Source organism: Billgrantia antri (assembly GCF_019430905.1).
Lineage (GTDB): Bacteria > Pseudomonadota > Gammaproteobacteria > Pseudomonadales > Halomonadaceae > Halomonas > Halomonas antri.
The window spans coordinates 356,626-378,095 of sequence record NZ_JAHYCA010000005.1 but is presented as its reverse complement, the minus strand read 5'-3'; the positions used below and the strand labels follow the sequence as shown (position 1 = coordinate 378,095).

Here is a 21,470-nt window from a genome sequence, read left to right as displayed (position 1 = left end):
GCACAAGACACACAACATGCGCCAAGAAGAGACATGCTATGGCTGACGTAACCCTGGTCGACATCGAGAAGACCTTCCGTGGCAAGACCACGGTGATCCCCAACCTCAACCTGTGCATCGAGGACGGCTCCTTCACCGTGCTGGTGGGCCCCTCCGGCTGCGGCAAGTCGACCCTGTTGCGCATGATCGCCGGGCTCGAGACGGTGACCCGCGGCGCGATTTCCATCGGCGGGCGCGACGTCACCACCGCCGAACCCAGCGAGCGCAACATCGCCATGGTGTTCCAGTCCTATGCGCTCTATCCGCACATGACGGTGGCCCGCAATATCGACTTCGGCATGCGCCTGGCCAAGGTGCCCGTCGAGGAGCGCAAAGCCAAGGTGGCCGAGGCGGCGCGCCTGCTCAACCTCGAGGAGCTGCTCGAGCGCAAGCCGGCCGAGCTCTCCGGCGGCCAGCGCCAGCGCGTGGCCATCGGGCGCGCCATCGTACGCAATCCCGGCGTGTTCCTGTTCGACGAACCGCTCTCCAACCTCGACGCGGCGCTGCGCAACCGCATGCGCGTGGAGCTGGCCGAGCTGCACCAGCGGCTCGACGCCACCATGGTCTACGTCACCCACGACCAGGTCGAGGCGATGACCCTGGCCGACTGCATCGTGGTGATGAACGCCGGCCAGATCGAGCAGGTCGGCACGCCGATGAACCTCTATCAGCGGCCCGAGACGCTGTTCGTGGCCGGCTTCATCGGCTCACCCAAGATGAACCTCATCGAAGGCGAGGTGGCCAAGGCCTATGGCGCCACCACGCTCGGCATTCGCCCGGAGCATCTAGAAGTGAGTCGAGAGGCGGGGGAGTGGCAGGCCCGGGTGAGGGTGGTCGAGATGCTCGGCGCCGACGCCTTCGCCTACGTCGACAGCGACGCCACCGGCCCGCTGACCGTGCGCCTGCCCGGCGATGCGGCGGTGCGCAGCGGCGATGTGCTCCATCTGACGCCGCGCCACGAGCTGCTGCATGGCTTCGATGCCGATGGCCAGCGCCTGCCGGATGAGGCATTGGCACGATTCCAGGCCAGTATCGCCTGAGCCGCATGTGAGCGAGGAGTCATGACGGTCACTCTCGACAATGGAATTTTGCGGCTGGTGGTCAATCCGACGGTCGGCGGTGCCGTGGTGCGCTTCGACAGGCTCGGGGAGCGTGGCCCCGAGCCGCTGATGCGTCCGGGCGGCGACACTGAACGCGACCCCAACCGGCTGGCTATGTACCCACTGGTGCCGTGGTCGAATCGCATCGGCGGGGGAGGTTTCGGCTGGCGTGGGCAGGATTATCGACTGGCGGCCAATCTGCCCGGCGAGCCCCTGCCGATCCACGGCGACGGCTGGCAGCAGGCATGGCGGGTGGAAGAGCAGGGCGACACGCGGCTGAGACTCGGTCTGTATTCCTCGCACCAGCCGCCGTTCGACTACCGCGCCGAGCTGAGTTATCGCCTGGCGGACGACACGCTCGAGGTGGCCCTCGCCGTGACTCATCTGGGAGAAGCGCCGGCACCCTATGGCCTGGGCCTGCATCCCTGGTTTCCGCGCAGCGCCGGGGTGCGTCTCGGTGCTGCCGCCGAAGGGGTGTGGGAGGTCGATGCCGAACAGCTACCCACCGTATGGCGCCGGCTCGAGGCGTCCGGGCAGTGGAACTTCTCGCGAGGCAGAGGGCTGCCTTGTGACAGGATCGACAACCTCTTTACCGGCTGGAACGGTCGGGCCGTGCTGAGCTGGCCCGAGCGTAGCCTGACGCTGGAAGTGCGTGCCGATACCTCGCGCTACCTGATTTTTTCGCCGGGCGAGCAGGCGGATTTCTTCTGCTTCGAGCCGGTGACCCACGACGTCGATGCCCACCGTGGCGATCCGCAGCGCCAAGGCCTGGTCGAGCTGGATAGAGGGGAGTGCTTCTCGATGCGCTGCCGTTTCCGCTGTCTCGTCAGCTAAATCCACCCCGTTGATACCAAGGAGCTACCCACGCGTCACGCCACGATCACTTAGTTCAGAGATATTACCAACAACAAGCAACGCCATCATTCACAGGAGCGAAAAATGCATAGAACAATGAAAACGCCGCGTCATTCAGCACATGCCCTGGCCCGCTTGGGGCTGATCGGGCTCGGTTGCCTCGCCTTCGGCACGGTCCAGGCCCAGGATCTACTCTCGCAGATCGATTTCACCGGCTATGCCCGTTCGGGTATCGGCAATACCGCAGGCGGCGGCGACCAGGCCTGCTTTCGGGCCAATGGCGCGGGGGCCAAGTACCGGCTGGGCAACGAGTGCGAGACCTATGCCGAGCTGGGCCTGGGGGCCACGCTCTATGAGGAAGGGGACAAGTCGTTCTATTTCAACAGCATGGTGGGCTATTTCTCGAATCAGGTGAACGATTCCGAGGATACCGACGTATCCCTTCGACAGTTGTACGTGCAGGGCAACAATGTGGTCGATGCCTTGCCCGGCGCCAGCCTGTGGGCGGGCAAGCGCTTCTACCGCCGCCACGACGTGCACATCAACGACTTCTTCTACTGGGACTCCACCGGCCCAGGCGGTGGTATCGAGAACATCGACGTGGGCACCGGCAAGCTGCACCTGGCGTGGATGCGCGCGACGGGTAGCGACGATACCGAATACCCCGACGCCGACAATCGAATCTCCAACGACACCCTCGATATTCGCTGGTCCGATATCCCCGTCAACCCCGATGGCACGCTGGTGCTGGGCTACAACTACGGACGCGCTCAACTGAGCGATGCCCAGGAGGCCTACTACGGCGACAGCGAGGCCGAAAGGGGCCACATGTTCACCCTCCAGCACGAACAGAGCAACTGGTTCGGCGGCTCCAACAAGCTGGCGCTGCAGTACGCCTCCGACGGCATCATCAATGCCGGCAGCGGCCAAGGACGCATGAATGCCGGGGTCACTGCGGATGTGCCCGGCGGTGAGATGTGGCGCGTGATCAATCACGGCAATGTGTGGCTCACGCCTGACAAGCTCGACCTGCTTTATGCCGCCATCTACGAGGACAAGCGCTTTGATGATGACTCGGGGGCGACCTGGATCTCGGCCGGGGTGCGTCCGACCTACTACTGGACGAACAATCTGAGCACCGCCCTTGAGCTCGGCCATGACTATATCGATCCCGAGAACGGCGACGACAGCCGCCGCTTGACCAAACTGACCCTGGCCCAGCAGTGGTCGGCGGGCGTGGGCGGTTTCGCGCGGCCGGTGATCCGCGCCTTCGTCACCTATGCGGACTGGAGCGGGGATGCCTTCCAGGCCGATCGCACCAGCCGCTCCATCAATGCGGGGGCGGCGGGTGACGCCATCGACATCGACGACAACGATGGCCTCACCTTCGGCCTGCAGATGGACGTGTGGTGGTAAGCCGAACCCCGACATGCTTCTTCGCGGGGCTTCCTCGCCTTGGCGCCCGCAAGGGCGCCCCTTTTCCGGAGTATTCGTCATGCAGGAGCGCAAGGTAATGAGTCGTTCGGCCTATATCTTCATGATCTGCTGTATTGCCGCCATCGGCGGCTTCCTGTTCGGCTTCGACAGTGGCGTGATCAACGGCACCGTCGACGGCCTGCAGGCCGCGTTCGGTTCTGACAGTGTGGGAACCGGCTTCAATGTTGCCTCAATGCTGCTCGGCTGTGCCGTGGGTGCCTTCTTCGCCGGGCGCCTGGCGGACCGCTTCGGTCGCCGCACGCTGCTGATCGTGGCCGCGGTCTTCTTCCTCGTCAGCGCCTGGGGCTCTGGTATTGCCGACGGCTCGCTGGAGTTCGTGATCTATCGGGTGCTGGGTGGCATGGCGGTAGGGGCGGCCAGCGTAATGACCCCGGCCTACATCAGCGAGGTGGCGCCTGCCGCCTATCGTGGTCGGCTCGCCACCATCCAGCAGGTGGCGATCATCTCCGGGCTGTTCGTGGCCTTCCTCAGTAACTATGTGCTGGCATATGTGTCGGGCTCGGCGATGGCCCAGCTGTGGCTGGGCTTCGCCACCTGGCGCTGGATGTTCTGGATCGAGCTACTTCCGGCAGCGGTGTTCCTGCTGGCGTTGCTGTTCATTCCCGAGAGCCCGCGCTACCTGATCAGCAGCGGCAGGCAGGGTGAGGCGCGCCGCGTGCTGGGGCTGGTGATGCCCGAGGGCGAGGTGAGCGCCAAGCTGGCGGAGATCGATGCCACCCTGGCCCGTCACCACAAGCCGCGGCTGCTCGACGTGCTCGACCGTGCCACCGGCAGGGTCCACGGCATCGTCTAGGTGGGTATCGGGTTGGCCGTGTTCCAGCAACTGGTAGGCATCAACGTGGTGTTCTACTACGGAGCCGTGCTATGGCAGTCGGTGGGCTTCTCCGAGGGCGATGCGCTGCTGATCAATGTCATCTCGGGAGCGGTCAGCATCGGCGCCTGCCTGTTCGCCATCGCCCTGATCGACAGGATCGGACGCAAGCCGCTGCTGTGGGCCGGCTCGGTGGGCATGGCCCTGACCCTGGCCTGCATGGCTTATGCCTTCTCCACGGCGAGCCTGATGGAAGGCAGCCTGCGCCTCGGCGATGACATGGGTGTGTTTGCGCTACTGTCGGCCAACGCCTATGTATTTTTCTTCAACGTCTCCTGGGGCCCGGTGATGTGGGTCATGCTCGGCGAAATGTTTCCCAACCAGATGCGCGGTTCGGGCCTCGCCATCGCCGGGTTGTTCCAGTGGCTGGCCAACTTCGGCATTACCATGACCTTCCCCATCATGCTGGCCTCCATCGGTTTGGCCGGAGCATACGGCTTCTACGCCCTGTGCGCGATGGTGTCGGTGCTCTTCGTGCTGCGCCTGGTCAATGAGACCCGGGGCAAGGAGCTCGAGGAGATGGCCTATGAATGACGTCACCGGTATTCGTCGTGTATGACTGTCATACGACAACCGACAATCAGATCGAGACCGAGACCGCCGACTCGCAAGAGGATCGCGACATGACCGACCGCAAGATCACGCCCGACCAGCTGCGCTCGCGCTGGTGGTTCGACAACCCCGAGCACCCGGGCACCACGGCGCTGTGCATCGAGCGCTACATGAACTACGGCATCACCCTGGAGGAGCTCGCCAGCGGCAAGCCGATCATCGGCATCTGCCAGTCGGGCTCCGACCTGACGCCATGCAACCGCCACCACATCGAGCTGGTGAAACGGGTCAAGTACGGCATTCGTGCCGCCGGCGGGGTGCCGTTCGAGTTCCCGCTGCACCCGATCCACGAGAACGCGCGGCGGCCCACCGCCGCGCTCGACCGCAACCTGGCCTACCTGGGCCTGGTCGAAGTGCTGCACGGTTACCCGCTCGACGGCGTAGTGCTCACCACCGGCTGCGACAAGACCACCCCGGCGAGCCTGATGGCCGCCGCCACGGTCAACATTCCCGCCATCGTGCTCTCCGGCGGGCCGATGCTCAACGGCTGGCGCGGCGCCGACCGGGTAGGCTCCGGCACCATCATCTGGGAGCTGCGCAAGCGGCTCGCCGCGGGCGACATCGACTACGCCGAGTTCCTCGCCCGGGCTACCGACTCGGCACCCTCAGTGGGGCACTGCAACACCATGGGCACCGCCTCGACCATGAACTCCATGGCCGAGGCGCTGGGCATGAGCCTGCCCGGCTCGGCGATGATTCCCGCGCCCTACAAGGAGCGCGCGATGGTGGCCTACGACACCGGGTCGCGCATCGTCGACATGGTGTGGGCCGACCTGCGTCCCAGCGACATCCTTACCCGCGAGGCGTTCGAGAACGCCATTGTGGTGTGCTCGGCACTGGGCGGCTCCTCCAACGCGCCGATCCATATCAACGCCATCGCGCGCCACTCCGGCATCGAGCTGAGCAACGACGACTGGCAGGCGCTGGGCCACGCCGTTCCGCTGCTGGCCAACGTGATGCCCGCCGGGGCCTATCTCTCCGAGGAGTTTCACCGCGCCGGCGGCGTGCCGGCGGTGGTTCATGAGCTGCTCGGCGCCGGCAAGCTCCACGGTGACGTCCTCACCGTCAACGGCCGCACGCTGGCCGACAACTGCGCCGGCTGCGAGACTCAGGATCTCGAGGTGATTCGCCGCTATGACAACCCGCTGGTCGAGCAGGCCGGCTTCCTCAACCTCAAGGGCAACCTGTTCGACTCGGCATTGATGAAGACCAGCGTGATCTCAGCCGACTTTCGCACACGCTTTCTCTCCAACCCCGACGACCCCAATGCCTTCGAGGGCAAGGTGGTGGTATTCGACGGCTCGGAGGACTACCACGCGCGCATCGACGACCCAGCGCTCGGAATCGACGAGACCACTATCCTGGTGATGCGCGGGGCTGGCCCGGTGGGTCACCCCGGTGGCGCCGAGGTGGTCAACATGCAACCACCCGAGGCGCTGATCAAGCGCGGCATCGAGTCGCTGCCGTGCTTGGGCGACGGGCGCCAGTCGGGCACCTCAGGTTCTCCGTCGATCCTGAATGCCGCGCCCGAGGCGGCCACCGGCGGCGGCCTGGCGCTGCTCGAGAACGGCGATCGGCTGCGCGTCGACCTCAATCGCGGCGAAGTGCGCCTGCTGATCGAGGAGGACGAGATCGAGGCGCGCCGTGAGCGGCTCGAGCAGCAGGGAGGCTATCGCTACCCCGGCCACCAGACCCCATGGCAGGAGATCCAGCGCACCTTGGTGGAACCGCTAGATCGAGGCATGACGCTGGAAGGGGCTACGAAATACCGCGACGTGGCACGCCAGAGTCCGCCGCGCGACAATCACTGAGGTCATGGAAGCCGTGGAATACGAGAGAGGAAACATGCCAGAGGGCAGCATTGAAGTGGCGGTCGAGCTCGACATGAGCCTGGGCGAGAGCCCGGTGTGGTCGGTGGCACGCCAGACGCTGTATTGGGCCGATATCAACAACGGTCATGTCTACACCTGGCGTCCGCAGGAGGGTGGTGCTCCGGCACGCATCGAGCTGGGCGAGAAGGTGGGCTGCGTGGCGATCGACGCCGCGGGCCTGGTGGCCGCTACCGCGTCGGGTATCCTGCGTCTGCCCGAAAGCGGCGAGCCCGAGCGGTTGGCCGACAATCCTGAATGGGAGCAGGCGGGGTACGGCAACCGCTTCAACGACGGCCGCTGCGACGCCACCGGGCGGCTGTGGGCGGGCACCATCGACGCCGACGAATCGAGCCCCAGCGCGGCGCTCTACTGTCTCGACCGGGGTGAGCTGACGCCGCGGCTGACGGGCATCGGCATCTCCAACGGCCTGGCCTTCAGCCCCGACCGGCGATGGCTCTACCACACGGACTCGCTGACGCGACGCATCCTGCGCTACCCCTTCGACCTCGACAGCGGCACGCTGGGCGAGGGAGAAACCTGGGTCGACCTGGAAAGGCTGGGCCTGCCTGGCGTGCCCGACGGCGCGGCGGTGGACAGCGAGGGTTGCTACTGGAGCGCCCTCTACGACGGCGGGCGTATCGTGCGCTTCTCGCCCGAGGGTGAGCCTGTGGCGGAGCATGAGGTGCCGTGCCCGCACCCGACCATGGTGGCCTTCGGCGGGCCCGATCTGCGCACGCTCTACATCACCACCGCGACCCAGCACCTGGACGCCGAGGGTAAGGCGCGCTGGCCGCAGGCCGGCAGCCTGCTGCAGATGAGAACGGGGGGGGAGGGGCTCGCCGAGCCCGGCTTCTGCCAAGCCTAGCAGTTTGCCAGCCGCCGCCCCAGCGCCTGCATGAAGCGAGTGCCCGCCGCGAGCTGATCGATCTCGATGTACTCGTCGGGCTGGTGCGCCTGGCGGATGCTGCCGGGGCCGCAGATCACGGTGGGCAGCCCCACGCGCTGGAACTGGCCGGCCTCGGTGGCGTAGGCCACCGCGCCGCTGGGTTGCTCGCCGAGCAGCTCGCGACACAGGTCGAGCACTTGGGCATTGTTGTCGTCGGCCAGCGCCGGCACGGTGACGTTGAGCGCTTCGGTAACGATGCCCGTCTCGGGCGCGCGTCGCTGCATCTCGGCCTCGAGCTCCTCGGCATAGGCGTTGACGCGGCCGATCAGCTCATCGAAGCGGTCGCTGGGTAGATGGCGGATCTCCCATTCGAAGGTGCATTCCCGCGCCATGATGTTGATTGCGGTACCGCCGGCGATCTTGCCCACGTGCAGGCTGGAGTGGGCGACGTTGAAGGCCTCGTCGACGCGGCCCTCGGCGCGCAGCTCGCTCATCACGTCCTCGATCTTCGTCACCAGCCGTGCGGCCACATGGATCGCCGAAACCCCCTGGTCGACCTGGCTGGAGTGCGAAGCGCGGCCGGTCACCGTGGTGCGCAGGTTGGTGGCGCCCTTGTGGGCCACTACCGGCTGCATCATCGTCGGTTCGCCGACGATCACTGCCGCGGGGCGCGGGTGGTCGGCCATCAACCGCTCAATCATGCGCGGCGCACCGATGCAGCCCACTTCCTCGTCGTAGGAGAGCGCCAGGTAGATCGGTTTGTCCAGGCCGCGCTTCAGCCACTCGGGCAGCTCGGCCAGGGCGCAGGCGATGAAGCCCTTCATGTCGCAGGTGCCGCGACCGTAGAGCTTGTTGTCGCCTTTATCCACCAGGGTGAACGGATCGGTTGACCACGGCTGGCCGTCCACCGGCACCACGTCGGTATGCCCCGAGAGCACCACGCCACCTTCCACCTCCGGCCCGATGCGCGCCAGCAGGTTGGCTTTCTTGCCGTCGTCGCTCTCCACCCGCCAATGCTCGACCCCGTGCTCGTCGAGGTAGCCCTCGACGAAGGCGATCAGTTCGAGGTTGGAATCGCGGGAAACGGTGGCAAAGCCCACCAGGCGTTCAAGCATTTCGGCGGCGGTCATAGGGCGCTCCTGACATTTACTGTGCTTAGCCTAACACGCCTGTGTCGGCCTCAGGCTTGGCATGTCGAAAGCCTGGATCAATCGAATTCTATGATATTATTTAAATTTACTATTGTCGCGGTGTGAAAAATCAAGTCTCTCTCTTTCGGTTCCACTGATATACCTATTGTCACGCTACAGCCACATTGCACGACAGCACGTCACCGAAGGGAGAGCGTCATGGATCAGAAAGTCGACAGCAGAGCCGGCAAATGCCCCGTCATGCATGGGTCACGTACCAAGCGCGGAGATACCGGAAACTCCAATCAGGACTGGTGGCCCAACCAGCTGAACCTGGGCATTCTTCACCAGCATGCGCCGAAGTCCAACCCATTGGGTGAGGCCTTCGACTACGCCGAGGCGTTCAAGTCCCTCGACCTTTCTGCCGTCAAGCAAGACCTCGAAGCGCTGATGACCGACTCCCAGGAATGGTGGCCGGCGGACTACGGCCATTACGGCCCGCTCTTCATTCGCATGGCCTGGCACAGCGCCGGGAGCTATCGGGTGGGCGACGGTCGTGGCGGCGCCGGTACCGGCACCCAGCGCTTCGCGCCGCTCAACAGCTGGCCCGACAACGGCAACCTGGACAAGGCACGCCGCCTGTTGTGGCCGATCAAGCGCAAGTACGGCAACAAGCTCTCCTGGGCCGACCTCTACATCCTGGCGGGCAACGTCGCCCTGGAATCCATGGGCTTCAAGACCTTCGGCTTCGCCGGCGGGCGTGAGGACGTCTACCAGCCGGAAGAGGACATCTACTGGGGCGCCGAGGACGAGTGGCTGGCCGACAGCGGGCATGCCAAGAGTCGCTACTCGGGCGAGCGTGATCTCGAGAACCCGCTGGCCGCGGTACAGATGGGCCTCATCTACGTCAATCCGGAAGGGCCGGACGGCAACCCGGATCCGCTGGCCTCGGCCCGGGACATCCGCGAAACCTTCGCCCGCATGGCGATGAACGACTACGAGACCGTGGCACTGACCGCCGGCGGCCACACCTTCGGCAAGACCCACGGCGCCGGCGACCCGGTCAACGTGGGTCCCGAGCCCGAGGCCGCTCCGATGGAGGAGATGGGCTTCGGCTGGAAGAGCGGCTACAAGAGCGGCAAGGGCCGCGACACCATCACCAGCGGTCTGGAAGGGGCCTGGACGCCGACACCGACGAAGTGGGACATGAGCTATTTCGACGTGCTGTTCGGCTACGAGTGGGAGCTGACCACCAGCCCGGCGGGTGCCAAGCAGTGGGTGCCCAGGAACCTGGCCGAGAAGGACATGGCGCCGGACGCCGAGGATGCGAACAAGCGCGTCGGCATCATGATGTCCACCGCCGACATGGCCATGCGCGAGGACCCGGAGTATCGCAGGATCTCCCAGCACTTCCACAATAACCCGGACGAGTTCGCCGATGCCTTCGCCCGCGCCTGGTTCAAGCTGACCCATCGCGACATGGGGCCCAAGGCGCGCTACCTGGGCCCGGAAGTGCCGGCGGAAGAGCTGATCTGGCAGGATCCGGTGCCGGCCGTGGACCATGCGCTGATCGATGATCAGGACATCGCCGCCCTAAAGAGCAGGATTCTCGGCTCGGGTCTCAGCGTCGCCGAGCTGGTTTACACCGCCTGGTCGTCGGCTGCCACCTTCCGCGGCTCCGACATGCGCGGCGGAGCCAACGGCGCGCGCATCCGCCTGGCGCCGCAGAAGGACTGGGAGGCCAACCAGCCCGAGCAGTTAGCCAAGGTACTGAAGACGCTGGAGAGTATTCAGAACGACTTCAACGCCACCCAATCGGGCAACAAGAAGGTATCGCTTGCCGACCTGGTCGTGCTGGGCGGTGCCGCTGCCATCGAGAAGGCCGCCAGGGACGCCGGTCATGCCATGGAGGTGCCGTTCGTTCCGGGCCGCACCGATGCCACTGAAGAGCAGACCGACGCCGAGTCGTTCGAGTGGCTGCGCCCCGAGGCCGATGGCTTCCGCAACTATCGCCGCACGCGTTTCACCGTCTCCGACGAGGAGATGCTGGTCGACAAGGCGCAGCTGCTGGGCCTGAGCGCGCCGGAGATGAGCGTGCTGGTGGGCGGGCTGCGCGTACTCGAGGCCAACTACGGCAATGCGCGCCACGGCGTGTTCACCGATCGCCCCGGCACCCTGACCAACGACTTCTTCGTCAATCTGGTCGACATGAGCACGCAGTGGCAGCCGGCTTCGGCGGAGGCCGACGTGTTCGAGGGTCGCGACCGCAAGACTGGCGAAGTGAAGTGGACCGGCACCCGGGTCGATCTGGTGTTCGGCTCCAACTCGCAGCTGCGCGCCATCGCCGAGGTCTACGCCCAAGACGACGCCAAGGAGAAGTTCGTCAATGACTTCGTCGCCGCCTGGAACAAGGTGATGAACGCCGACCGCTTCGACCTGGCGTGATACGCCACGTTAGTTAGGAGACAAAGGCGCCCCGGCAACGGGGCGCTTTTTTCGGCTGCCATTAACATTTATTCAACGTATATTGCCGAGCCACCCTCAAGAAGGCGGCTGCCATGCCGAAGAACAGTACATGACGATACTGGCTAACCTTCTCCTCGATCCGCGCTCTCTGGAAGCCGTGCAGGGGGAACATCACCTCCCTCTGGTGCTGGTCTCCTGGGCGATTGCGCTGGCTGCTTCCTATGCCGGCCTGGATCTCATCAAGCTGGTCAGTAAAGCCCAGCAGGCGAGATGGCGTCGGCTTTGGCTCTTCGCCGGGGCAGGCATCATGGGGCTGGGCGTGTGGAGCATGCACTTTACCGGTATGCATGCCTATAAGCTCGATTTTGCCGTACACCATGATCCGATCCTGACGCTGTTATCCATCGTGCCGGCCGTGGGGGGAAGCCTGGTAGCCGTGGCGCTGCTTGCACGTGAGGAGCCGAGTCATACAGAACTGCTGCTGGCCGGCACCGGCTTGGGGCTGGGAATCGGCATGATGCATTACACCGGTATGGCTGCCATGCATATGCCGGCGTCGCTCTATCATGAATTCTGGCTGTTCCTCCTGTCGCTATTCGTGGCCGTGGGTCTCGGCGTCGCTAGCGCCTATGCCTATCGCCTATGCCGTCAGGAGTGGGGCATGCGACGCGCCAAGACCTGTGCCTTCATCAGTGCCATGTTCGTCTCACTCGCCATCTGCAGCATGCACTACGTGGCCATGCGGGCTGCCTGGTTCGTTCCCCACCCAGGTGCGGCTCCGCTGCCGCCAACGGCGGAATCGCATTGGTTGATCTATCTCATTGGCAGCTGTGTGGTTCTGGTCGCCCTACTGACGGTCGTGGCAGCGCAAGCCCAGCGGCGGCTTCACGTCAGCGAGCAGCACGAGCACATGATGCGACGCCGTCTTCTGGAGGTGCTGTCTGCGCTGCATGACGGCGTCGCGGTGCTGGACGAACAGGCTCGCATTCGGCTGAGTAACGCCGCGCTCGAGAAAATGCTTGGCTGGGACATCGAACGGGCCGTGGGGCAGTCGGCGTGGAAGCTCGTCTTCGCCCCCAATAGCGAGGCATTCAAAGGGCCTCTGCTCAGGACGCTGGAGAAAAAAGGAGAATGGAGCGGATTGATCGAGGCTCAGCACTGCGGGGGCAAGCGCTTTCCGGCATGGCTCAGCGTCAGCCGTGTGACCTATGCCGACAGCGAGGAGCGAGACTATGTTGCGTTGCTCTCCGATCGCTCGGCCGAGCATATGGCGCAGCAGCGAATTCGCTATCTGGCCTATCACGATACCCTGACCGAACTTCCTAACCGACGAGCGCTTCAGGAACGCTTGACCAAGGATAAGCAGTACCAGAACGGTGAAGCGACACTATCGCTGCTGGCATTGTTCGATATCGATCGTTTCAAGATACTCAACGATAGCCTGGGTCAGGACATCGGCGATGAATTGCTGCGCCAGCTTGCGACACGCTTGCGTCGCTGGGCGGCTGAGGACATTTATGTGGCGCGCCTGGACGGCAACGAATTCGCCCTCCTTGCGCAGTTGAGCGCTGCTCAAGAGACAGCTGCCGAAGGTGAGGCTCGCGCGCTTACCGAGCGTGTGCTCGTGTCTCTCACCACCGAGTACCAGCTGCATGGTCACACCTATCTTTGCCGTCTCAGCGTCGGCATGCTGGTTTTCGACCTACACCATGGCACCATGCCGGCTCACCTGTTCAAGCGTGCCGGCCTGGCTCTCCTCGAGGCCAAACGGCAGCGTGATGGGACCCCCCAGCTATTCCGCCCGGAGCTGGAGCAGGAACGGGAGATGAGGCTGACCCTCGAGCGTGAGCTTCGCCACGCCATCGACAAAGGTGAGCTGAGCCTGTATCTCCAACCCCAGGTGGATGCCCTCCAGTGCATCATTGGCGCTGAAGCACTGGTTCGCTGGCAGCACCCGGTGCGCGGGTTCATTTCACCCAGCGAGTTCATCCCTCTGGCCGAAGAGAGCGGCTTGATCCTGCCACTCGGATACTGGGTGCTACAGGAAGGGTGTCGCCTGCTTGGGGAGTGGCGCCAGCGGCCTGACTGCTGTGATCTCAAGCTATCCCTCAACGTCAGCGTGCGGCAGTTTCAGCAGCCGGATTTCGTCGACCAGGTACTCTCTGCCATCTATCGGCATGACGTGGCACCGGGCCGCCTGACACTCGAGTTGACCGAATCCCTGCTGCTCAAGGACCCGGAAGGCACCATCGAAAAGATGGGGTTGTTGCGTCGTATCGGTGTCAGCTTCGCTCTGGACGATTTCGGCACCGGTTACTCCTCGCTGTTCTACCTCAAGTCGCTACCGCTGGATACGCTTAAGATCGATATTGCCTTCGTCCGTGGGCTGAGCCATGACACCCAGTCTACTCCCATCGCCGCCGCCATCGTGGCCTTGGGCCGAAGCCTCGAGCTTGCCGTCATTGCCGAAGGTGTCGAGACGGAGATGCAGCGTGCCGTGCTTGCCGGTTTGGGATGCTTTCTTTACCAGGGTTATCTGTTCGGCCGGCCGATGCCCGCTGCCGATTTCCCACCGATACTGGAGCCACTAGCCGGCGAGACGCCACCCATCGCTCGGTAGTCCACCACCGATGTGTCATCGAACGAGTTCTCACGCCTTAGGTGCTGATCAACCTGGCTCGACTCGTGCCGTTGCCCAGCGGTTCCACCTGGATCTGTACGGGAATGCGCTCGTGCATCTCCTGCACGTGGGAGATCACGCCGACGCGGCGGCCCAGCGCCTGCAGGCCATCGAGAGCCTCCATGGCCAGTGCCAGCGACTGCGGGTCGAGGCTGCCGAAGCCTTCGTCGATGAACAGCGATTCGATGGTGAGCTCGCCCGAGGCCATGGAGGCGAGCCCCAGGGCCAGCGCCAGCGAGACGAGGAAGGTCTCGCCGCCGGAGAGCGAGTGCACCGAGCGGCGCTCGTCGCCCATGTCGTGGTCCACCACCAGCAGGCCGAGTTCGCTGCCGCCGCGTATCAGTCGATAGCGCCGGCTGAGGCCGCTGAGGTGGGCGTTGGCGTGCTCCAGTAACTGGTCGAGATTGTAGGCCTGGGCGATACGGCGAAATGTCTTGCCGTCGGCAGAGCCGATCAGCTCGCTGATACGCCCCCAGCGCACATGCTCGCTGCGGGCCGCTTCCAGCTCGGCCTGGCCTTCCTGCTGGCGCGCGCGGCGGCGGTCGTCGTAGCGCAGGGCATGAACGGCGTCATCACGCGCCTGCTGGGCTTGTTCCAACTGCGGCGCCAGGGCCTCACGCTCGGCGGCAAGCGCTTCATGACGGCTGCTGATCCTCGCCTCGGTGGCTTCACTCAGTAGCGCCTCGTCGCTATCGTTTGCGTCGCTCAGCGCCAGGGCGCGGCGGTGCTCGACCAGCGCATGGCGCCGCTCGGCGAGACTCGCCTCGGTGCGCTGGCGGGCTTCGTCGGCGTCGGCAAGCTCGCGCTCCTCGCGCTCGGCTTCAGCCTGGGGCTGCGCTAGCAGCCGGGCCAGGGTAGCGTCGTCCAGCTGCGGATGAGCCTGGCGCCAGTCTGCCAGCTCACGCTCCAGCGAAGCGTCCTCCTGGACGAGCTGCTCGATGCGCTGGGCCTCGTGGCTTGCCTGCTGGGACAGGCGTGCCTGCTCCCGCTCGGCACCATGGCAACCCTCGATGGCCTGTTCGCGCTGCTGACGGGCCGACTCCTGGCGCGCCTCCAACTGTTGCTGCCAGGCATCGTCGGAAGGGTGGTCGCCGAGCAGGGTCTGGAGGGTAGTAGCCACCTTGCTGCGCTGCTGGCGCAGGGGAGGCAGCCGTTCGGCTTGCTTGTTCAGCTCCGCTTCGAGCGCGGCCCGCCTGGCCTCGAGCTGGGCCAGCTCGAGCTCGCCCTGGCTCAGGGCATCCTCGAGCGGAGCCAGCTCGGCTTCGGCGCGGGCCAGTGCCTGGAGCGTGCGTTCGCCATGCTCGCGCTCGCCATCGCACTCGTGGCGTTGGTACGCCAGCCAGGCGTCGCGCTCGGCGGTGTCGATGGCGTTGAGTTCGGCGTGGAGCGGATGCTCGGCCAAGGTTTGCTGCGCCTGAGCCAGGCGACCATCGGCCTGCTGTAGCTCCTGGCGACAGCGGGCCAGCGCCGCCATGACGGCGCGGTACTCGCCCTCGAGGTCGTTGCGTTCCCGCTGGGCCTGCTCGAAGGCCTGTTTGGCCTCAGCCAGTTGCTCCTCCTCCTGCGCCTGCTGGGCAGCGAGCTGCGCCGCCTCGGGTGTGGCTGGGGGCTGTTGGCGGAAGGGGTGGTCCAGCCCACCGCATACCGGGCAGGGCTCGCCTTCAAGGAGTGTCTCACGCAGGCGTGCCACACTCTCGCTGCGGGCGGCGCGGCTGCGTTCGATGAAATCGCGTAGCGTGGCGTAGTGGCGCTCCCACTCGTCGAGCCGCTCCCGCGCGGCCTTGCCCTGGGTAGCCAACTCGACCTGACGCTTTTCATCCAGGGCCAGGCGTTTGCCCAGCTGGCGCTGGGCCTGCTCGGCGCGCTGGGCCTCCTGCCAACGGCTTTCCAGCTCTCCCAAGGCCAGGCTGCGGCGGGCGGCACGGTCGTGGGCCTGCTGGGTCGCCTGGCGTGCGGCGTCGAGCCGTTCATGGCTGCCCATCAATTGGCGCAGCGCAGCCTGCCACTCGTCGCGTTTACGCTTGTGTTCGAGATGCCTGGCGTCGGCTTGCCGGCGCTGCTCGGCCAGTCGTTCGGTCTGCAGGGTGCAGTCGCGATGCTGCGCCTCGAGTTCGCCCAGCTGTTGGTCGAGAGTCGCCAGTGACTGGGTATGCTCACGGGCCTGGCGCAGGGCGGGTTCGGCCTGCTGGCGCTCATGGGTGGCTGCACTCAATTGCTGCGCGGCCTGGTCCCGCGTCTGTTCGGCAGCCTCTTGGGTGGCCTTGGCCTGCTCGAGGGCCTGGAGGGTCTGACGGTGGGCGTCCTCCAGCGCGGCGATCTCATGGGGCAGCGCGGTCTGACGCAGCAGGCGGTGGCGCTGGGGCGCGAGCAGGCGGCGGCATTCGCGGTCGGCCCGAGCGTCGTCAAGCGAGTGCCAATGTGCTTCGGTGTCACGCTGCTGCCGTAGCCCCTCGGCGTAGGCCTGGCGCAGCCGGTCATCGATGGCGTGCCACTGCCGGCGAGCCTCCAGGCTCTGGTTCTGTCGCTGCAGGGCGGCCAGTTCGGTCTCGGCTTGCTTGGCGGCCTGTTCCAGCTCGGCGCGCGCCTCGGGCTCGGCGGGCAGGTCGTCGGCGAGCCGGGCTTGCAGAGCATCGACGCGCTTCCTGGCTTCGCTGGCACGGCGGTAGGCGGCGATGGAGATTCGCGAGTATTCGGCGGTGCCGGTCAGGCGCTCCAGCAGGTCGCTACGCTCGTTGTCGTCGGCCTTGAGAAAGGCGGCGAACTCGCTCTGGGCCAGCAGCACGGCGCGGGTGAACTGGTCGAAGGTGAGCCCCAGGCGTTCCGGCAGCAGGCGGTCGAATTCGCGCTTCTGGGCGGTGAGCAGGCGCTCGTCGTCCAGGTCGGTGAGCGACTGTTCCACCGCCTGCAGGCGGCCACCCGCCTTCTCGCGGGCGCGACGCACGGCCCAGCGGGCACGATAGCGGCGGCCGTCGCGACCGAGGAAATCGACCTCGGCATGGCCGCTCGCCGTGCCGCGGCGCAGCAGGGTGCGCGGGTCGGCGGTACTCACCGTCTCTCCTTCGACGTCGGGTAGCGGGGCGTCACGGCCGGGGGCCTGGCGTAGCCGTGGCGTGTTGCCGTAGAGCGCCAGGCACAGGGCATCGAGCAGTGTGCTTTTGCCGGCCCCGGTGGGGCCGGTGATGGCGAACAGGCCGGCATCGCTGAGCGGGGGAACGGTGAAATCGAGCTCCAGCAGGCCGGGCAGGGAAGCCAGGTTGGCCAGGCGCAGGGCAAGGATCTTCATGCCGTCTCCTCCCCCTGGGCATCGAGCACGTCCTGCAGCAGCCGGTCGAAATCGGCCAGCACATCGGCCTCGGGCGTCTCGCCCCAGCGCGCTTGCCAGGTACGTTCGAACAGCTTTCTCGGGCCCAACTGTTCCAGGTCGACCCGCTCCGGTGTTTCTTCGCCCTCGAGCCGGGGCAGGCGGCGCTCCAGGCGCAGCAGCCGCAGCGCCTTGCCTTCCAGTGCGGTTTCCACCTGGGCGCGCAGGTCGGGCACCGGAGCGCTCAATGCCACGCGCACTTCCAGCCAGGGCCAGCGGTCGCGTGGCAGGTCGGGATCATGGGGCAGGGCGTCCAGCTCGGCCAGCACCATGTCCAGCTCGCCGGGGCCGATGCGATGCATGGCCACCGGGCGCGGCACGGGAATCGCTTCCACGCTGGCGAGGGTTTCGCCTTCCAGTACTGTTTCCACGATCTGGTGGGGATAGGCCACTTCGCTGAAGTCCAGCGGCAGGGGGCTGCCGCTGTAGCGGATGCGCGACTCGCCAACCTGCTGGGCGCGGTGCAGGTGGCCCAGCGCCACATAGGCGATATCGGCGGGAAACAGACTGGCGGAGATCGACTCCTCGCCGCCGATCACGATGGGTCGCTCGCTGGCCTCGGAAACGGCGGCGCCATGCAGGTGAGCGTGGCTCATGGCTATCAATGCCTGACCGGGTCGGCGGCGCTCGCGAGCCGCCTCGATCAGCTGCTCGTGAACCCGGGAGATTCCAGTGACGTAGTCGTTGCGATCAGGGGAGGCGTCGTATTCCGCTGCGACACCGAAGGCCTGTCCTTGAACACGGCCGGTGACCTCGGCGGGGCGCAGAAAGGGCAGCGCCAGGCACCAGGCGCGGGTTTCACCGGTTGTATCAGTGAGCGGCACCAGCAGGCGCTCGGCATCGAGTGTGCCATCGTCGAGCCAGCTCACCCGGCCCAGGGCGTGGGTGCGCAGCCGGTGCATCAGCGGCGCCGGCAGCTCGATGCGGTTGCCGCTGTCGTGGTTGCCGGCGATCAGCACGATGTCCAGCATCGGCAGGCGCTCATGGGCGGTGACGATGAAGTCGTAGAGCAGTTCCTGGGCACGCAGCGAGGGATTGACCACGTCGAAGACGTCACCGGCGACGAGCAGCGCGTCGGCGTCACGGGCGACGAGGGTGTCGAGCAGCCAGTCGAGGAAGGCGCGGTGCTCGGCGTGGCGCTCCTGGCCGTGGAAGGTCTGGCCCAGGTGCCAGTCGGCGGTGTGAAGGAGTCTCATCGTATCCCTTGCGGCGGTGGCTTTCGGCTATCCTGAGGCGATAGTCTACGCGAGACCCAAGGACGAAACAGGAGGCCATGGATGCCTGACGCCAACTTGCACGACTGGAACCTTACCCCCGAGCAGGCCATTGCGCTGCAGAGGCGCATGGCCGGGAGTATCGAGCGGGAGGATCGGCTGGCACCGGTGCGCCATATCGCCGGCATCGACATCGGTTTCGAGCAGGGCGGCGAGGTCACCCGGGCGGCGGCGGTGGTACTGGCCTGGCCCGGTGATCCCCTCATCGGGTTGGATATAGTGGAGCAGGTGGTGCACCGCGAGCCGACCCGCATGCCCTACATACCCGGGCTGCTCTCCTTTCGTGAGATCCCGGCGGCGCTGGCGGCCTTCGGCATGCTCACGACGCGGCCCGAGCTGGTGATGGTCGACGGTCAGGGTATCGCTCACCCGCGACGTCTCGGAGTGGCCTCGCACCTGGGGCTGTGGCTCGACCTGCCGACCATCGGTGTGGCCAAGTCGCGGCTATGCGGCGTACACGATGAAGTGCCCGAGCCTCGCGGCGAGTGGACACCACTGCGCCATCGCGGCGAGACGATCGGCGCGGTGCTGCGTACGCGGGCAGGCGTCAAGCCCGTCTACGTTTCGCTGGGACATCGCATCTCGCTGGCGACATCGCTCGACTGGGTGGTGAGGTGCCTGGGGCGTACCAAGCTGCCGGAGCCGACCCGGCTGGCCGACCGGCTCGCCTCACGCCGTGGGCCCATGCCGCGCCCGGCGGATTGAGGTCGCGGCGGTCGGTTTGACGCCTTGCCCGGGGCCGGCTCGGGTATACTGGCCGTTCACTATCTATCGAGCCTCACGATGCCTGAATCCCTGACGCCCGCCTGCGCCGCGACCCGTGCCTGGGTCGAGCGCTTCGTCGTCGCCCGCAATGTCTGTCCCTTCGCTCGCCGTGAACTGGTGAACGATACCGTCCGCTTCGTGGAGCTCGAGGCTGGCGCCTGGGAATTCGCCCTCGAAGCACTTATCGACGAATGCCGGCGGCTCGACGCGACACCCGGGATCGAGACGACCCTCATGGTGCTGCGCCCGGGGCTGGAGGATTTCGACGACTACCTCGATTTCCTCGCCGTGGCCGAGGCGCTGCTGGTCGAGCAGGGCTACGAGGGAGTCTATCAGCTAGCCAGCTTTCATCCCGACTACTGCTTCGAAGGCGCGGCTATAGACGATCCGGCCAACTTCACCAACCGATCGCCCTGGCCGATGCTGCACCTGCTGCGTGAAGCGGGGCTGGAGCGTGCCTTGGCGCATTATCCCGACCCCGAGGCGATTCCCGAGCGCAACGTTGAGGCGATGCGCCGGCTCGGCACCGAGCAGTTGGTCGATGAACTGGCGAGCCTGCGCGCTTCCGTCGACAAGCGCTAGACGATATCCAGCGCTACCTTCTTGCTCGGGGCGGGAAACGCCTCGTCGAGGCGGGCCAGGGTGGCGTCATCGAGTTCGACCTCGAGTGCACCGGCATTCTGCTCGACGTGCTGAGGCTGTACCGCCTTGGGAATGGCGATAGCGTTGCGCCGTCCCTCGATGGGGCGAATCGCCCAGGCCAGCAGCAGCTGGGCGGGGGTGATACCGAGCCCATCGGCCACTTCACGTACCACCGGATGACCGAACAGGTCACGGCGCAGCTTTCCGGCCTGGGCCAGCGGGCAGTAGGCCATCAGCGGCATGCCGAGACGCTGCATCAGCGGGCGCAGGGAGTGCTCGATGCCGCGTGAGCCCAGATGGTAGAGCACCTGATTGACGGCACAGGCAGCGCCACCGGGCAATGCTGTCAGCGCGTCGAGCTCATCGACATCGAAGTTGGAAACGCCGTAGCGGCGAATCTTGCCTTGTTCGCGTAGCCGCTCGAAGACCTCCAAGGTTTCTTCCAGCGGGATATTACCGGGCCAGTGGAGTAGGTAGAGGTCGAGATAATCTGTGCCGAGCCGCTTCAGGCTGCGCTCGCAGGCGGCGATGGCGCTGTCGCGGCCGGCATTCCATGGATAGACCTTGGATACCAGGAAGGCTTGGTCGCGACGGTCGGCCAGCGCCTCGCCGACCACCTCCTCGGCACCGCCGTCGGCGTACATCTCGGCGGTATCGATCAGCGTCAGACCCAGCTCCAGGCCGTGCTGCAAGGCCCGCACCTCGTCGCGACGGGGGGCCAGTCCTTCGCCCATGTACCAGGTGCCCTGGCCGATGGCCGGCAGCTGCTGCGCAGACTCATGCGCGTTGGCGGGTAGCAGGATGTGGGGAGTGGATGCGTCGAGCATGGATTGGCGCCTTTTTTGGAAAATATTTTCAAAATTATTCGACAAAGAGATGGCGAAGACAAGTCGATGCGCTATGGTGAGGGGGGCAGCGTTAATCCACGTTGCCGACCAATCCTTTGGCCAGTTCTCTTATCGCAAGGAGTCGACCCACATGAGCATCAAGAAAACCGGTAGCGCTGTCTGGGAGGGTAGCCTGAAAGAGGGCAAGGGTCAGGTCTCGACCGAGAGCGGCGTGATCAAGGATGTCCCCTACAGCTTCGCCAAGCGCTTCGAGGGCGAGTCCGGCTCCAACCCCGAGGAGTTGATCGGTGCGGCGCATGCCAGCTGTTACTCCATGGCGCTGTCGATGATCATGGGCGAAGCCGGCTTGACCCCGGAGCGTATATCGACCGAGGCAGCCGTTAGCCTTGAGCAGGACTCCGGTGGCTTCAGCATCACCAAGATCCATCTCACCACCCGGGTGCGCAGCCCAGGCACCGACGATGCCGCCTTTCAGGAAGCCGCTGGCAAGGCCAAAGAGGGCTGCCCGGTATCCAAGCTGTTCAAGGCAGAGATCACGCTGGACGCCGCGCTGGAAAATTGAGCGACCGCTCG

The 21,470-nt window shown here is 65.7% G+C and carries 14 protein-coding genes and 1 pseudogene; 11 read left to right on the top strand and 4 right to left on the bottom strand.

All coding sequences use genetic code 11. The features are described 5' to 3' along the window. Positions 1-38: 38 nt before the first annotated feature. The 6 genes and pseudogenes from KPL81_RS15320 to KPL81_RS15295 all read left to right on the top strand — a co-directional run bounded on the left by KPL81_RS15320 (position 39) and on the right by KPL81_RS15295 (position 7,710). Positions 39-1,079: an ABC transporter ATP-binding protein gene (locus KPL81_RS15320; protein ID WP_219792915.1), complete on the top strand. Its 1,041-nt coding sequence runs from the start codon at positions 39-41 to the stop codon at positions 1,077-1,079. 21 nt (positions 1,080-1,100) lie between these two features. Further along, positions 1,101-1,973, top strand: coding sequence for an aldose 1-epimerase (locus KPL81_RS15315; protein WP_219792914.1), 873 nt, complete (start codon positions 1,101-1,103; stop codon positions 1,971-1,973). A 105-nt stretch (positions 1,974-2,078) separates the two neighbouring features. Continuing rightward, positions 2,079-3,410 (top strand): maltoporin, encoded by a 1,332-nt coding sequence (gene lamB, locus KPL81_RS15310; protein ID WP_240549300.1) that lies wholly within the window; start codon positions 2,079-2,081, stop codon positions 3,408-3,410. After that, positions 3,292-4,896 (top strand): annotated as a pseudogene (locus KPL81_RS15305) (sugar porter family MFS transporter). The gene lamB and the pseudogene KPL81_RS15305 overlap by 119 nt, the downstream one beginning before the upstream one ends. 89 nt (positions 4,897-4,985) lie before the next feature. Continuing rightward, complete coding sequence (locus tag KPL81_RS15300; protein WP_219792935.1) at positions 4,986-6,785, top strand: IlvD/Edd family dehydratase; 1,800 nt, start codon at positions 4,986-4,988, stop codon at positions 6,783-6,785. 34 nt (positions 6,786-6,819) lie between these two features. Further along, positions 6,820-7,710, top strand: a complete 891-nt coding sequence (locus KPL81_RS15295; protein ID WP_219792913.1) for an SMP-30/gluconolactonase/LRE family protein — start codon at positions 6,820-6,822, stop codon at positions 7,708-7,710. Here the strand turns inward: KPL81_RS15295 and argE are convergent. Next, the gene (gene argE / locus KPL81_RS15290; RefSeq protein ID WP_219792912.1) at positions 7,707-8,861 is read right to left on the bottom strand and encodes an acetylornithine deacetylase; all 1,155 of its coding nucleotides are present in this window, start codon (positions 8,859-8,861) and stop codon (positions 7,707-7,709) included. The genes KPL81_RS15295 and argE overlap by 4 nt on opposite strands. Positions 8,862-9,080: 219 nt before the next feature. Between argE and katG the strand changes: the two genes are divergently transcribed. Next, complete coding sequence (gene katG / locus KPL81_RS15285) at positions 9,081-11,306, top strand: catalase/peroxidase HPI (protein ID WP_219792911.1); 2,226 nt, start codon at positions 9,081-9,083, stop codon at positions 11,304-11,306. Between the two features lie 130 nt (positions 11,307-11,436). Further along, positions 11,437-13,947 (top strand): EAL domain-containing protein, encoded by a 2,511-nt coding sequence (locus tag KPL81_RS15280; protein WP_219792910.1) that lies wholly within the window; start codon positions 11,437-11,439, stop codon positions 13,945-13,947. Between the two features lie 37 nt (positions 13,948-13,984). Here the strand turns inward: KPL81_RS15280 and KPL81_RS15275 are convergent, their stop codons facing one another. Together KPL81_RS15275 and KPL81_RS15270 are read right to left on the bottom strand one after the other, a co-directional pair. Next, positions 13,985-17,290, bottom strand: coding sequence for an AAA family ATPase (locus KPL81_RS15275; protein WP_219792909.1), 3,306 nt, complete (start codon positions 17,288-17,290; stop codon positions 13,985-13,987). Further along, positions 17,287-18,564: an exonuclease SbcCD subunit D gene (locus KPL81_RS15270; RefSeq protein ID WP_219792908.1), complete on the bottom strand. Its 1,278-nt coding sequence runs from the start codon at positions 18,562-18,564 to the stop codon at positions 17,287-17,289. Before KPL81_RS15270 ends, KPL81_RS15275 begins: the two co-directional genes overlap by 4 nt. 81 nt (positions 18,565-18,645) lie before the next feature. Between KPL81_RS15270 and nfi the strand changes: the two genes are divergently transcribed. Further along, entirely contained in the window at positions 18,646-19,347 is a 702-nt protein-coding gene (nfi, locus tag KPL81_RS15265; RefSeq protein ID WP_219792907.1) for a deoxyribonuclease V, read from the top strand. 78 nt (positions 19,348-19,425) lie between these two features. Then, positions 19,426-19,989, top strand: coding sequence for a DUF1415 domain-containing protein (locus KPL81_RS15260; protein ID WP_219792906.1), 564 nt, complete (start codon positions 19,426-19,428; stop codon positions 19,987-19,989). On the opposite strand, the gene KPL81_RS15255 is transcribed toward KPL81_RS15260, so the two are convergent. After that, positions 19,986-20,876 (bottom strand): aldo/keto reductase, encoded by an 891-nt coding sequence (locus KPL81_RS15255; RefSeq protein ID WP_219792905.1) that lies wholly within the window; start codon positions 20,874-20,876, stop codon positions 19,986-19,988. The genes KPL81_RS15260 and KPL81_RS15255 overlap by 4 nt on opposite strands. Before the next feature lie 151 nt (positions 20,877-21,027). Here KPL81_RS15255 and KPL81_RS15250 point away from each other — a divergent pair, with 151 nt between their 5' ends. Further along, entirely contained in the window at positions 21,028-21,459 is a 432-nt protein-coding gene (locus tag KPL81_RS15250; RefSeq protein ID WP_209477174.1) for an OsmC family protein, read from the top strand. Positions 21,460-21,470: the final 11 nt, after the last annotated feature.

What these genes read in the sequence shown, in the direction of transcription:
- KPL81_RS15275 (WP_219792909.1), bottom strand. Translation starts at nt 17,290, where the DNA reads ATGAAGATCCTTGCCCTGCGCCTGGCCAACCTGGCTTCCCTGCCCGGC.
- argE (WP_219792912.1), bottom strand. Translation starts at nt 8,861, where the DNA reads ATGACCGCCGCCGAAATGCTTGAACGCCTGGTGGGCTTTGCCACCGTT.
- KPL81_RS15315 (WP_219792914.1), top strand. Translation starts at nt 1,101, where the DNA reads ATGACGGTCACTCTCGACAATGGAATTTTGCGGCTGGTGGTCAATCCG.
- nfi (WP_219792907.1), top strand. Translation starts at nt 18,646, where the DNA reads ATGCCTGACGCCAACTTGCACGACTGGAACCTTACCCCCGAGCAGGCC.
- katG (WP_219792911.1), top strand. Translation starts at nt 9,081, where the DNA reads ATGGATCAGAAAGTCGACAGCAGAGCCGGCAAATGCCCCGTCATGCAT.
- KPL81_RS15255 (WP_219792905.1), bottom strand. Translation starts at nt 20,876, where the DNA reads ATGCTCGACGCATCCACTCCCCACATCCTGCTACCCGCCAACGCGCAT.
- KPL81_RS15270 (WP_219792908.1), bottom strand. Translation starts at nt 18,564, where the DNA reads ATGAGACTCCTTCACACCGCCGACTGGCACCTGGGCCAGACCTTCCAC.
- KPL81_RS15280 (WP_219792910.1), top strand. Translation starts at nt 11,437, where the DNA reads ATGACGATACTGGCTAACCTTCTCCTCGATCCGCGCTCTCTGGAAGCC.
- KPL81_RS15295 (WP_219792913.1), top strand. Translation starts at nt 6,820, where the DNA reads ATGCCAGAGGGCAGCATTGAAGTGGCGGTCGAGCTCGACATGAGCCTG.
- KPL81_RS15250 (WP_209477174.1), top strand. Translation starts at nt 21,028, where the DNA reads ATGAGCATCAAGAAAACCGGTAGCGCTGTCTGGGAGGGTAGCCTGAAA.
- KPL81_RS15300 (WP_219792935.1), top strand. Translation starts at nt 4,986, where the DNA reads ATGACCGACCGCAAGATCACGCCCGACCAGCTGCGCTCGCGCTGGTGG.
- KPL81_RS15320 (WP_219792915.1), top strand. Translation starts at nt 39, where the DNA reads ATGGCTGACGTAACCCTGGTCGACATCGAGAAGACCTTCCGTGGCAAG.
- lamB (WP_240549300.1), top strand. Translation starts at nt 2,079, where the DNA reads ATGCATAGAACAATGAAAACGCCGCGTCATTCAGCACATGCCCTGGCC.
- KPL81_RS15260 (WP_219792906.1), top strand. Translation starts at nt 19,426, where the DNA reads ATGCCTGAATCCCTGACGCCCGCCTGCGCCGCGACCCGTGCCTGGGTC.